The organism is Achromobacter agilis (assembly GCF_900496965.1).
Taxonomy (GTDB): domain Bacteria; phylum Pseudomonadota; class Gammaproteobacteria; order Burkholderiales; family Burkholderiaceae_B; genus Achromobacter; species Achromobacter agilis.
This window is the reverse complement of sequence record NZ_UFQB01000027.1, coordinates 1-12162: the sequence shown is the minus strand read 5'-3', so window position 1 is coordinate 12162 and position 12162 is coordinate 1. Positions and strand designations below refer to the sequence as shown.

Below are 12162 nucleotides of genomic sequence, written 5' to 3'. Positions count from 1 at the left end.
GCCGCGCCCAGGACGTGCAGGAATTATACGGTCATGATTTCCGCTTCTTTCTGCGTGACCATCTTGTCGATGTCGGCCACGCTGCGATCGGTCAGCTTCTGGACCTCGTCCTGCGAACGGCGTTCGTCGTCCTCGGAGATTTCCTTGTCCTTGACCAGGCGCTTGAGCGCTTCGTTGGCTTCGCGGCGCAGGTTGCGCACGGCCACCTTGGCATCTTCGCCTTCGCTGCGGACAACCTTGGTCAGGTCGCGGCGGCGCTCTTCGGTCAGGGCCGGCATCGGCACGCGGATCGTGTCGCCCATCGACATGGGGTTCAAGCCCAGGTCCGATTCGCGAATGGCCTTCTCGATCGCGGCGGCCATGGGCTTTTCATAGGGCTGGACGCTGATGGTGCGGGCGTCGACGAGGTTCACGTTGCCGACCTGGCTGATCGGCACGGGCGAGCCGTAGTACTCGACCTGCACGTGGTCCAGGATGCCGGTATGGGCGCGGCCCGTACGGATCTTGGCCAGGTTGGTCTTGAGCGTGTCAAGCGACTTGGCCATCCTGGCTTCGGCGGATTTGCGGATTTCTGCGACGCTCATGGAATTTCCTTTTCTTTAAACGTGTACCAAGGTGCCTTCGTCTTCGCCGCTGACCACCCGCTTGAGGGCGCCGGACTTATTGATCGAAAACACTTTGATCGGCAGTTTCTGGTCACGGCACAGCGCGAACGCGGTGGCGTCCATGACTTCCAGACGGCGGACGATCGCTTCGTCGAAGCTGATGCGTGCATAACGCGTAGCGGTGGGATCCTTGTTGGGGTCCGCGCTATAGATGCCGTCCACCTTGGTGGCTTTCAACACGATCTCCGCGCCGATTTCAGCGCCACGCAGGGCGGCGGCGGTGTCGGTGGTGAAGAAGGGGTTGCCGGTGCCCGCCGCGAAGATGACGACCTTGCCCTCTTCGAGGTAGCGCAGGGCCTTCGGACGGATGTAGGGTTCGACGACCTGATCGATGTTCAGGGCCGATTGTACGCGGGTGTCGATTCCCTTGTGCTTGAGCGCGTCCTGCAGCGCAAGCGCATTCATGATGGTGGCCATCATGCCCATGTAGTCGGCCGTCGCGCGGTCCATGCCCTGCGCGCCCGGGGCGACGCCACGGAAAATGTTGCCCCCGCCGATGACGATGGCCAGTTCGACGCCGGTTGCGGCGACTTCGGCGATCTCATCGGTCATGCGGACGATGGTGGAACGATTGATGCCGAACGCATCTTCGCCCATCAGCGCCTCGCCGGAAAGCTTGAGAAGAACCCGTTTGTATGATCTGCTGCTCATAGGTGATATCCCGAGGAACAATCCGACGAAAGTGTAAGACAAGAAATAGGCCGGCCTGATTTTAGTCAGTGCCGGCCTTTAAGCAAACTACCGATTAGGCGCGGCCAGCGGCGGCGGCTGCAACCTCGGCGGCGAAATCGCTGGTCTTCTTCTCGATACCTTCGCCGACGACGAACAGCACGAACTTGCTGATCGAAGCGCCCTTGGCCTTCAGCATCTGTTCGACCGTCGCCTTGTCGTCCTTGACGAACGGCTGCGACATCAGGGTGACTTCCTTCAGGAACTTCTGCACCGAGCCTTCGACCATCTTGGCGACGATTTCAGCCGGCTTGCCCGATTCGGCGGCCTTCTGCTCGGCAACCGAGCGCTCGGCGGCGATGTCGGCCGGGTTCACGCCGTCGGCGTTCAGGGCCTTCGGCTTGGTCGCGGCGATGTGCATCGCCAGGTCCTTGCCCACTTCTTCGGCGCCCGAGTACTCGACCAGCACGCCAATGCGGCCGCCGTGCACGTAGCTGGCCAGCGCGTTGGGGGTCTCGATGCGCTCGAAGCGGCGGATCGCCATGTTTTCGCCGATCTTGCCGATCAGGGCGGCGCGGGTCGTTTCGACCGTGCCTTCGCCGTAAGGCAGCGCCGACAGCGCGGCCACGTCGGCCGGGTTCTGCGTGGCGACCAGTTCGGCCAGCTTGTTCACGAAAGCCACGAAGTCGTCGTTCTTGGCGACGAAGTCGGTTTCGCAGTTAACTTCGATGACGGCGCCCTTCTTGGCGTCGGCGGAGATGAACAGACCGATCAGGCCTTCAGCGGTGACGCGGGCGGCGGCCTTGCTGGCCTTGTTGCCCAGCTTGACGCGCAGGATTTCCTCGGCGCGGGCCAGGTCGCCCTCGGCTTCCGTCAAGGCCTTCTTGCACTCCATCATGGGGGCGTCGGTCTTTTCGCGCAGTTCCTTGACCAGGGCAGCGGTAATTTCAGCCATGTTTGCTCCAATTTTGCTAGGGACTTGCCCCGGCGGGCCGGGACAGTGGTGTGATTCGATGGGACATCCGCGATTCGCGGATCGGGAAGATGGGAGCCCACCTTCGCTGTGCCGGCGAGGCGGGAGCGGACCGGAATCCCGAACCGCTCCCAAACGCTAACCGCCGGACATGACAGCCGGCTTAGGCCTGGTTGTCCTGCACTTCGACGAACTCTTCCTGGCCTTCGCCCAGCTCTTCAACCAGACCGTTCAGGTTCTGCTCACGGCCTTCCAGCACGGCGTCGGCGATGCCCTTGGCGTACAGCGCGATGGCCTTGGCCGAGTCGTCGTTGCCGGGGATGACGTAGTCGATGCCGTCGGGCGAGTGGTTGGTGTCAACCACGGCGACAACGGGGATGCCCAGCGTCTTGGCTTCGGCGATGGCGATCTTGTGGTAGCCGACGTCGATCACGAACATGGCATCGGGCAGGCCGTTCATGTCCTTGATGCCGCCGATCGACTTGTTCAGCTTTTCCAGTTCGCGCTGGAACAGCAGGCCTTCCTTCTTGATCATGCGCTCGGCGCCGCCTTCGGCGACAACGGCTTCCATGTCCTTCAGGCGCTTGACCGAGGTCTTGACCGTCTTGAAGTTGGTCAGCATGCCGCCGAGCCAGCGGGCGTCGACGAAGGGCATGCCGCAACGGGCGGCTTCGGTGGCGACCAGCTCACGCGCGGCGCGCTTGGTGCCGACGAACAGGATGTTGCCACCGCGAGCAGCCAGCTGCTTCACGAACTTGGTGGCTTCCTGGTACTTATCAACCGTCTTTTCGAGGTTGATGATGTGAATCTTGTTGCGATGGCCGAAGATATAGGGGGCCATCTTGGGGTTCCAGTAACGGGTCTGGTGACCGAAGTGGACACCCGCTTCCAGCATTTCACGCATCAAAGACATAACTTTCTCCAAGGGTTGGTTTCTTGCGCCGCACCTGCATCAGCTTCTGGCTGACACCCTGGGTGGTGTTGCGCGCGATTTCCCGCAACGGCGGGATAACAAAATTCTAACCGGGCCGGCCGATCACTGCCGCAATAACTCCGGCGCCTTCAGGCGAATTCGCCCTGAACGCCTCATACTACGCTGCCGCGATAAACCCAGACGGCCGCCACGACGAAAAGCACCGCCGCATCCTTGCAACGCGTCTCCCGACCCGCCAGGAATTCCCTGGAAGTTTCTTCGAGACGCACCCGGACCTGTTTTGTTGGCAGCGAAATCCAGCTCTGGAAATCCAGCTCTTCGCGCTCAGAAAAGGATGCCAAACCTGGCTTCCATTCGACCGCGCATCAGACCATCGGGGCATTTCTTAAGAAAACACGAATGTTTTCAAGAACTTAATCCGACATCCACACCGAGCACAGATCCTGAACCTGCATCGCCGCTCTAAAACATGACCAGGCTTGCAAGCACACCGCGCCCCGGCTCGCGTCAGCCGTGAAACCGCCGCCGCCCACGCCCGCCCGGCCCGCATTTGCCTGCCCGCACCCCGCCACCGACACCCGCGGCCTGCCCGATTTCGCTCCACAACCTTCGCTTGCGGTGAAACTTCAGGGCGTGCCGCCGATCCCAATGACTGGATCCGCACAACCAGAATACCTGCCGGGTTTGCGCAAAGCTGGCGCCAATGCCACCCTGCCAACACCCGCCGGGATCGGCTCTTGCCGTTACCCAGTAGTTGTACCAAGTAGGTGTTCTACTTCCTACTCACTACCATGCATCCCCAAAAATTTAGGGAAGCCTATAATTCTACTATTCTTTCAAGCAGACATTCAAGCGACAGATCCTCAAGCGACTCCATGGGCACAATTACCAATCAGGCCGACCTGGCCAAAATGCGCGCGGCCTGCCAGGACGCCGCCAAAGTCCTCGATTTCATCACCCCCCACGTCAAGCCAGGCGTCACCACCGGCGAGCTGGACCGCCTGTGCCTGGAATACCTGACCGACGAGCTGGGTGTGAAATCCGCCACGGTGGGCTACGCGCCTCCCGGCTATCCGCCTTTCCCCGGCGCCATTTGCACCTCGGTGAACCACCAGGTCTGCCATGGCATTCCCGGCGACAAGGTGCTGAAAAATGGGGACTCATTGAATATCGACGTCACCATCATCAAGGACGGCTGGTTCGGCGACACCAGCCGCATGTACGCGGTCGGCGAACAATCCATCCTGTCGCGCCGCCTGGCCGAAATCACCTTCGAGTGCATGTGGAAAGGTATCCAGCAGGTGAAGAACGGCGCCACGCTGGGCGACGTCGGCAACGCGATCCAGAAGCATGCCGAAGCCAGCGGCTTTTCCGTGGTGCGCGAATTCTGCGGCCACGGCATCGGCCAGCGCTTCCACGAAGACCCGCAAGTGCTGCACTACGGCAAGCCGGGCACGGGCGTGCCCCTGACGACGGGCATGCTGTTTACCATCGAACCCATGATCAACGCCGGCCGGCGCGAAATCCGCCAGCTGTCCGACGGCTGGACGGTCGTCACCCGCGACCACAGCCTGTCCGCCCAATGGGAGCATGCTGTGTGCGTGACCGAAACCGGCTACGAAGTGCTGACCCTGTCGCCCGGCATGCCCCAGCCGCCGGCGTTCATCACCGAACCCCTCGTGATTCCCGCCGTCTGAAGCCCCGCCTCCCGCCGCCATGACCGCCGAATACCTCAGCGCCCTGCGCGAACGCATCCAGGAATCCCGGCAGACGGCGGTGGCCCAGTTCCGCGAGCACGAACGTCCGGACGCCCTGCTGTCCGAACTGCGCCGCATCGTCGACGCCGCGCTGCGCGACCTGGTCAAGCAGTGCCCGCTGCCGGCCGGCGCCACGCTGGCGGCCGTGGGCGGCTACGGCCGCGGCGAACTCTACCCCCATTCCGACGTCGACCTGCTCATCCTGCTGCCGCACGCCCCCACGCGCGAGGACGAGACCGCCATCGAGCGGCTGGTGGCCTCGCTGTGGGACCTGGGCCTGGAGCCCGGCCACAGCGTGCGCACCATCGAGGACTGCGAACGCGAGGCCGACGCGGACATCACCGTGGAAACGGCCTTGCTGGAATCCCGCTGGCTGGCGGGCAGCCGGACGCTGATGAAGAAGTTCGAAGCCGCCACCAAGTCCCGCCTGGACCCGCGCGCCTTCTTCCGCGCCAAGCGCGTCGAGATGCAGCAGCGCCACGCGCGCTACCACGACACGCCCTACGCGCTGGAGCCGAACTGCAAGGAATCTCCGGGCGGCCTGCGCGACCTGCAGGTCATCCTCTGGATGGCCAGGGCGGCCGGCTTCGGCGACAGCTGGCGCTCGGTGGCGCAAGCCGGCCTGCTGACCTCCTCGGAGGCGCGCGACCTGCGCAAGGCGGAACAGGCGTTCAAGCGGCCGCGCATCGAGCTGCACCTGCTGTCGAACCGGCGCGAAGACCGCGTCCTGTTTGACCTGCAGCCCGCGCTGGCCGAGGTCTACGGCATCCATGCCACGGCCACGCGCCGCGGCAGCGAGCTGCTGATGCAGCGCTACTATTGGGCCGCCCGGCTGGTGACCCAGCTGAACGGGATCCTGGTGCAGAACATCGAAGAGCGGCTGTTTCCGCGCCCCGACAGCGACGCCCGCGACATCGACGACGATTTCCGCAACCTGCGGGACCGCCTGGACATCATTCGCGACGACGGCTTCGAACGCAATCCCACCCTGCTGCTGCGCGCCTTCCTGGCCATGCAGCAGCATCCTGAACTGACAGGCATGTCGGCGCGCACGCTGCGCGCCATCTGGCATTCCCGGCATCGCATCGACGCGCAGTTCCGCCGCAACCCCGTGAACCGCAAGCTGTTCCTGCAGATCCTGCAGCAGCCCCGCGGCATCGTGCACGAGTTGCGGCGCATGACCATGCTGAACATCCTGCCGCGCTATCTGCCGGTGTTCCGCCGCATTGTCGGCCAGATGCAGCACGACCTGTTCCACGCCTACACCGTGGACCAGCACACGCTGGCGGTCGTGCGCAACCTGCGCCGCTTCACCATGCCCGAGCATGCCCAGGAGTATCCACTGGCCAGCCAGCTGATCGCCGGACTGGACCGCCATTGGCTGCTGTACGTGGCGGCGCTGTTCCACGACATCGCCAAGGGCCGCGGCGGCGACCACTCCGAACTTGGCGCGCGCGAAGTCCGCAAGTTTGCCCAGGATCACGGCATGGAGCCCGAGGACACGGCCCTGGTCGAGTTCCTGGTCCGCCAGCACCTGCTGATGTCGGCCGTGGCGCAAAAGCGCGACCTGTCCGATCCGACCGTGGTGCGGGACTTCGCCGCCACCGTGAAAGACGAGCGCCACCTGACCGCCCTGTACCTGCTGACGGTGGCCGATATCCGGGGCACCAGCCCGAAGGTCTGGAACGCCTGGAAGGGCAAGCTGCTCGAAGACCTCTACAAGCTGACGCTGGCCGCGCTCGGCGGCGCGCACGCCGACGCGCACACCGTGCTGACCGAGCGCAAGGAAGAAGCCGCCCGCCTGACCCGCCGGGCCGGCCTGCGCGACGACGCCCGCGAGGCCTTCTGGAACCAGTTGGATGTGGCGTACTTCCTGCGCCACGACGCCTCGGACATCGCCTGGCACACGCGCCACCCGTACCACCAGGTCGCGCCGGCGCAGGCCGTGGTCAAGGCCCGCCCCACCGAGCACGGCGAAGGCCTGCAGATCATGGTGTACACCCGCGACGCGCCCGATCTGTTCGTGGCCATCTGCGGCTACTTCGACGCCAAGTCCCTCTCCATCCAGGACGCCCGCATCCACACCACGCGCCATGGCTGGGCGTTGGACAGCTTCATCGTGCTGCTGCCGGAAGGCGCGAGCGACCTGCGCGCCCAGGCCACCCTGGTCGAACACGAGCTGGCCGAACGGCTGAAAGACCCGCAGGCGGCCGCCCATGCCCAGCCCTCCCGCGGCGGTTATTACGGCCGCGGCCGCCAGTCCCGCGTGTCGCGCGTCTTCCCCGTCATGCCGCAGGCGGAACTGCAGCCCGACGAACGCAGCACGTCCTGGCGCCTGTCCGTCACCGCCACCGACCGCCCCGGCCTGCTGCACGCGCTCGCGCGCGTCTTCGCGCGCCACGAAGTCAACCTGGTGATGGCCAAGATCATGACCCTGGGCGACCGGGTGGAAGACGTGTTCATCGTGGACGGCTCGGCGCTAACCCGCCCGCGCAGCCAGATGCAGTTCGAACGCGACGTCCTGGACGCCCTGGCGGGCGAGGAAGCCAGCCAGCGCGCCGCCTGAACGCAGCGGGCTTTCCCTCCATCGCCAGCGCCGTCCGGACGGCATACAATCCCGGTTTTCGGCCATGCGGCGTCCGTTCCTATGCAGTTCAATGACTATCTGCGCGTATTCGGGGGCAGCTTCTTCTTCGCCCTGGCCACCCTGCTGCCCTTCCTGAACCCGCCCGCCATCGCGCCGATCTTCCTGTCGCTGACCGAAGGGGCGTCGTCCTCGACCCGGATGGTGCTGGCCAAGCGCGTCGCCATCAACGTCTGCCTGATGCTGATCGTGGCCATGGTCGCCGGCAACGTGCTGCTGAGCTTCTTCGGCATTTCGCTGTCCATCGTGCGGGTCGGCGGCGGCATGCTGGTGATCGCCAGCGCCTGGCGGCTGGTGAACTCGCCCGACGCCGACACCGAGCGCGTGGCGCGCATGGCCGAATCGTTCACCCCCGAAATGGCCAAGGCACGCGCCTTCTATCCGCTCACCTTCCCCATCAGCTGCGGCCCGGGCTCCATCGCCGCGGCCATCACCGTCGGGGTATCGCTGCGGGATCAGAACCACGTGCTGAGCCTGATCCGGCTGGGCGGGTCCATTCCGGGCATCATCGTCGTCTCCGCGACTCTCTACGTCTGCCTGCGCTTTGCCGCGCAGATGCTGCATCGGCTGGGCGATAATGGCACCGCCGTGTTCATGCGCCTCTCGGCCTTCATCATGCTGTGCCTGGGCGTGCAGATCTTCTGGGAAGGTTCGCGCGAACTGCTGCTGGGCGTCCTGCAGCAAGTGATGCAACCAATTCCGGTTCCCACGGCCTAAGCCTGGCCGGGCGCCCGGCCCGGCCTTTCGCAACCCTTACCGCAGAACCATGACTTCACGCTCCGAACGCCTGCTCCGCCTGATCGCCCTATTCTCCTTCGGCGCCGTCGGCATCGCCCTCGTTTCCCAGCACGTCTTCGACATGCCGCCGTGCGCCTGGTGCGTCATGCAGCGCCTGATCTACCTGGTGATCGGCGTCATCGCACTGGTGGGCGGGTTTGGTGGCGGCCGCGCCCTGACCCGCGCTTGCGGCGCCCTGGCCGCCCTGCTTTCCGCATGCGGCGTGGTCGCCGCCTGGTACCAGTACAGCGTGGCGGCAAAGATGCTGTCTTGCGACCAGACCTTCGCCGACCGCTTCATGACCGGCATCGGGCTGGACGGCGGCGTGCCCTGGCTGTTCGGCATCTACGCCACCTGCATGGACGCCACGGTGTCCGTCCTGGGCATCGAGTACGCCCTCTGGAGCCTGGCGCTCTTCGTCATCCTGTTCTTCATGGCGCTGCCCGCCGCCTTCGGGCGCGGCCGCACTCAGTAAACGCTGTGCCTGTCCAGACGGAAGCATCGCAAGCCGCCGCGTTGCGCGCGCTGGTGCGCGCACACGCGCCGCTGATGCGCTGGCTGCGCGCCGCGCGCGACCACGGTCCGGCGGACGGCTGCATCGGGGCCGACCCCGCCGCCTATGCGCAGCGGCTCGCCGCGAAGCGCCATTCCGAAACCTGGCCGCGCCTGACCGTCGTTTCTTCCGTTTTCTCCTGATCGTGCCTTCCCTGAAATACCTGACCGGATACCCGGAACCGCTGCTGCACCAGGCCCGCAAGCTGCTCGACCAGGGCAAGCTGGGCGCCGCCCTGCTGTCCCGTTACCCCGTGGGCGCGCACGGCGTGCGCACCGACCGCGCGCTCTACCAGTACGTGACGGACCTGAAGAACACCTATATGCGCAACGGCGACCAGATCAACAAGGTCGCCTTCGACAGCAAGATCCACGTGATCCAGCACGCGCTGGGCCAACATACATACGTCTCGCGGGTACAGGGCGGAAAGCTCAAGGCCAAGCACGAGATCCGCGTGGCGACGCTGTTCAAGACGGTCCCGGCGGAATTCCTGAAGATGATCGCCGTCCATGAACTGGCCCACCTGAAGGAAAAGGACCACAACCGCGCCTTCTACAACCTGTGCCTGCACATGGAGCCGCAGTACCACCAGCACGAGTTCGACCTGCGCCTGTACCTGACGCACCTGGATGCCACCGGCGAAGCGCTGTGGAAAGCCGGCCCCGCCGCCGACTGACCCGCCAGCCTCCCACAAAAAAAGCCGTCCACCCGGGACGGCTTTTTACTGCCCGCTGCGAAACCGCAGCATTCAGGCGTCGTTGGCGGCGTAGCCCATATTGAACTGCAGGCCGCTGGCGCCGCCCTCTTCACCGGGTTCGCTGCGGGACTGGCCCAGGCGCGCCAGGTACTCGGCGGTGATGTCGCCGGTGACGTACTCGCCGTCGAAGCACGAAGCCTCGAAGCGCGACAGCTTCGGGTTGATGTCCCGCACCGCTTGCTGCATGTCGTGCAGGTCCTGGTAGACCAGGTTGTCGGCGCCGATCGCGCGGGCGATTTCCTCGTCGTTGCGGCCGGTAGCGATCAGTTCGCTTTGCGTGGGCATGTCGATGCCGTAGACGTTGGGGAAGCGGACCGGAGGCGCGGCGGAGGCGAAATACACCTTGTTGGCGCCGGCGGCGCGGGCCATATCCACGATCTCGCGGCTGGTGGTGCCGCGCACGATGGAGTCGTCGACCAGCAGCACGTTCTTGCCCTTGAACTCCATGCCGATGGCGTTGAGCTTCTGGCGCACCGACTTCCGGCGCACCGCTTGGCCCGGCATGATGAACGTGCGGCCCACATAGCGGTTCTTGATCAGGCCTTCGCGGTAGTCCAGGTTCAGGCGGGCAGCCAGCTGCATGGCGGCCGGGCGCGAGGAATCCGGGATCGGCATGACCACGTCGATATCGCCCAGGCGCATGTTGCGCGCCACCTTGTCGGCCAGGTATTCGCCCATACGCAGGCGGGCGTCATAGACCGACACGCCGTCGATCAGCGAATCCGGACGCGCGAAGTACACGTATTCGAAAATGCAGGGCACCAACTGCGGATTGTCGGCGCACTGGCGGCTGACGAAGCGGCCGTCCAGGTCGACGAACACGGCTTCGCCCGGCTCCACGTCGCGCACGAAGGCGAAACCGCTGCCTTCCAGCGCCACCGATTCCGAGGCGACCATCCATTCCACGCCCTCTTCGGTTTCCTGGCGGCCGATGCACAGCGGGCGGATGCCGTTGGGGTCGCGGAAGGCCAGCAGGCCGTAACCGGAGATCTGCGCCACCACGGCGTAGGCGCCGCGCACACGCTTGTGCACGGCGGACACCGCGCGGAACATCGCGTCGTCGTCCAGCGACACGCCGCTGGCCGCCGACTGCAGCTCGTGGGCCAGCACATTCAGCAGCACTTCCGAATCGGAATTGGTGTTGATGTGGCGGCGGTCGACGCGGTACAGGGACTCGCGCAGTTCGCGCCAGTTGGTCAGGTTGCCGTTGTGGGCGAACATGATGCCGAACGGCGCATTCACGTAGAAAGGCTGGGCCTCTTCCTCGCTGGCGCTGGAGCCTGCGGTGGGATAGCGAACCTGGCCGATGCCGGACGTACCCGGCAGCGCGCGCATGTTGCGCGTGCGGAAGACGTCGCGCACCAGGCCATGGGCCTTGTACATATTGAATTGGTTGCCTTGCGACGTCGCGATGCCCGCGGCGTCCTGCCCGCGATGCTGCAACAGCAGCAAGCTGTCATAGAGCAGCTGGTTGACCGGCCCGCGCCCGATGACCCCTACGATTCCACACATGGTGAGATTTCCTGGTTGATTTGAAGCAAATCAATACGGCAGCCACGTCGCCAGGGACGGCGGCAGCCACGTCTTGATATGTTTGATGGCCTCGATGGCCGAATGCGAAAACATGGCGTCCTTCCACCACGGCTCTTCAGGCAGCGGCGTGTAGCCTGCGGCGGCGACCAGCGCCAGCACGATCAACAGGCCACGGGCCAGCCCGAACATGCCGCCCAATCCGTGGTCGGCGGGGCTCAGGCCGGTACTGCGGATCAAGGCGGCAAGCGTCATGTTGACCAACCCCACGCCGAGCAGCACGATGATGAATACCGCCGCGTACGAGACTCCCATGCGCAGCAGCGTCGTTTCAATATAGGGCTCCAGCCACACGTAGACCGTAGGGCCCCACCATATCGCCGCCACGAAGGCCAGCAGATAGGCGACCAGCGACAGCACCTCTTTCAGCAGGCCGCGCACCAGGCCGAGCACACCCGAGACCGCCAGGATAGCCAGCACGACGAAGTCGAAGCCGGTCACTATTGCGCGGCGATGAAACCATTGTCATAACCCAGGGTGCGCAAGCGCGCCTGGGCTGCCTGCGCCGCTTCGCGCGAGGGGAACGGCCCCACCCGCAGGCGGTACTGCTGCTTGCCACCGATCGTGGCCTGTTCGACGAATGCGTTCGTCACCCCCGCCTGGTGCAGCTTGCTGCGACGCGACTGCGCGTCTTCCGAGGTGGTATAGGCGGCGATCTGGAGCACGAAATTGCCCTTCGCGGCCGGCTTGGGAGCGGGCGCGGCAGGCGCAGCGCGCCCTTCCAGCAGCGCCATGGCGCGCGCGCCGTCGTCGGAACGCGTGTCCGGCTTGGGCGGCGTGGCGGGCTTGGGCTCCGGCTTGGGCGGCGGCGCGGCCGGCTTCGGCGGCGTAGCGGGTGGGGTA

14 protein-coding genes are annotated in these 12162 nt (G+C 65.2%); 6 read left to right on the top strand and 8 right to left on the bottom strand.

Annotated features, from left to right (window positions below; all coding sequences use genetic code 11):
• Positions 1–23: 23 nt before the first annotated feature.
• The 5 genes from frr to AGI3411_RS24920 form a co-directional block, all read right to left on the bottom strand.
• On the bottom strand, positions 24–584 hold the full coding sequence (gene frr / locus AGI3411_RS24940) for a ribosome recycling factor (RefSeq protein ID WP_129530008.1): 561 nt from the start codon (positions 582–584) through the stop codon (positions 24–26).
• Positions 585–599: 15 nt separating this feature from the next.
• Positions 600–1316, bottom strand: a complete 717-nt coding sequence (pyrH, locus tag AGI3411_RS24935; protein WP_043542852.1) for a UMP kinase — start codon at positions 1314–1316, stop codon at positions 600–602.
• Positions 1317–1410: 94 nt separating this feature from the next.
• Entirely contained in the window at positions 1411–2289 is an 879-nt protein-coding gene (tsf, locus tag AGI3411_RS24930) for a translation elongation factor Ts (protein ID WP_129530007.1), read from the bottom strand.
• 181 nt (positions 2290–2470) lie between these two features.
• A complete protein-coding gene (rpsB, locus tag AGI3411_RS24925; RefSeq protein ID WP_129530006.1) occupies positions 2471–3220 on the bottom strand; it encodes a 30S ribosomal protein S2 in 750 nt (249 codons plus the stop codon).
• A 173-nt stretch (positions 3221–3393) separates the two neighbouring features.
• Positions 3394–3582, bottom strand: coding sequence for a hypothetical protein (locus tag AGI3411_RS24920; RefSeq protein WP_129530005.1), 189 nt, complete (start codon positions 3580–3582; stop codon positions 3394–3396).
• A 534-nt stretch (positions 3583–4116) separates the two neighbouring features.
• Between AGI3411_RS24920 and map the strand changes: the two genes are divergently transcribed.
• The 6 genes from map (at position 4117) to AGI3411_RS24890 (ending at position 9648) form a co-directional block, all read left to right on the top strand.
• The gene (gene map, locus AGI3411_RS24915; RefSeq protein WP_129530004.1) at positions 4117–4938 is read left to right on the top strand and encodes a type I methionyl aminopeptidase; all 822 of its coding nucleotides are present in this window, start codon (positions 4117–4119) and stop codon (positions 4936–4938) included.
• Between the two features lie 19 nt (positions 4939–4957).
• Complete coding sequence (locus tag AGI3411_RS24910) at positions 4958–7564, top strand: [protein-PII] uridylyltransferase (protein WP_129530003.1); 2607 nt, start codon at positions 4958–4960, stop codon at positions 7562–7564.
• Positions 7565–7645: 81 nt separating this feature from the next.
• A complete protein-coding gene (locus tag AGI3411_RS24905; protein WP_129530002.1) occupies positions 7646–8359 on the top strand; it encodes a MarC family protein in 714 nt (237 codons plus the stop codon).
• Positions 8360–8408: 49 nt separating this feature from the next.
• Entirely contained in the window at positions 8409–8894 is a 486-nt protein-coding gene (locus AGI3411_RS24900) for a disulfide bond formation protein B (protein ID WP_129530001.1), read from the top strand.
• Between the two features lie 5 nt (positions 8895–8899).
• On the top strand, positions 8900–9115 hold the full coding sequence (locus AGI3411_RS24895; RefSeq protein ID WP_129530000.1) for a hypothetical protein: 216 nt from the start codon (positions 8900–8902) through the stop codon (positions 9113–9115).
• A gap of 2 nt (positions 9116–9117) precedes the next feature.
• Positions 9118–9648, top strand: a complete 531-nt coding sequence (locus tag AGI3411_RS24890; RefSeq protein ID WP_129529999.1) for a YgjP-like metallopeptidase domain-containing protein — start codon at positions 9118–9120, stop codon at positions 9646–9648.
• A gap of 72 nt (positions 9649–9720) precedes the next feature.
• Here the strand turns inward: AGI3411_RS24890 and purF are convergent, their stop codons facing one another.
• The 3 genes from purF to AGI3411_RS24875 form a co-directional block, all read right to left on the bottom strand.
• Complete coding sequence (gene purF / locus AGI3411_RS24885) at positions 9721–11241, bottom strand: amidophosphoribosyltransferase (RefSeq protein WP_129529998.1); 1521 nt, start codon at positions 11239–11241, stop codon at positions 9721–9723.
• 30 nt (positions 11242–11271) lie between these two features.
• Entirely contained in the window at positions 11272–11760 is a 489-nt protein-coding gene (locus AGI3411_RS24880; RefSeq protein ID WP_129529997.1) for a CvpA family protein, read from the bottom strand.
• A partial coding sequence (locus AGI3411_RS24875; protein WP_165359266.1) for an SPOR domain-containing protein occupies positions 11760–12162 on the bottom strand: 403 nt, incomplete at its 5' end. The genes AGI3411_RS24880 and AGI3411_RS24875, both read right to left, overlap by 1 nt.

Bases quoted from the DNA above. Each gene is read 5' to 3' on its own strand.
- frr (WP_129530008.1), bottom strand. From the start codon at position 584: ATGAGCGTCGCAGAAATCCGCAAATCCGCCGAAGCCAGGATGGCCAAG.
- pyrH (WP_043542852.1), bottom strand. From the start codon at position 1,316: ATGAGCAGCAGATCATACAAACGGGTTCTTCTCAAGCTTTCCGGCGAG.
- tsf (WP_129530007.1), bottom strand. From the start codon at position 2,289: ATGGCTGAAATTACCGCTGCCCTGGTCAAGGAACTGCGCGAAAAGACC.
- rpsB (WP_129530006.1), bottom strand. From the start codon at position 3,220: ATGTCTTTGATGCGTGAAATGCTGGAAGCGGGTGTCCACTTCGGTCAC.
- map (WP_129530004.1), top strand. From the start codon at position 4,117: ATGGGCACAATTACCAATCAGGCCGACCTGGCCAAAATGCGCGCGGCC.
- AGI3411_RS24910 (WP_129530003.1), top strand. From the start codon at position 4,958: ATGACCGCCGAATACCTCAGCGCCCTGCGCGAACGCATCCAGGAATCC.
- AGI3411_RS24905 (WP_129530002.1), top strand. From the start codon at position 7,646: ATGCAGTTCAATGACTATCTGCGCGTATTCGGGGGCAGCTTCTTCTTC.
- AGI3411_RS24900 (WP_129530001.1), top strand. From the start codon at position 8,409: ATGACTTCACGCTCCGAACGCCTGCTCCGCCTGATCGCCCTATTCTCC.
- purF (WP_129529998.1), bottom strand. From the start codon at position 11,241: ATGTGTGGAATCGTAGGGGTCATCGGGCGCGGGCCGGTCAACCAGCTG.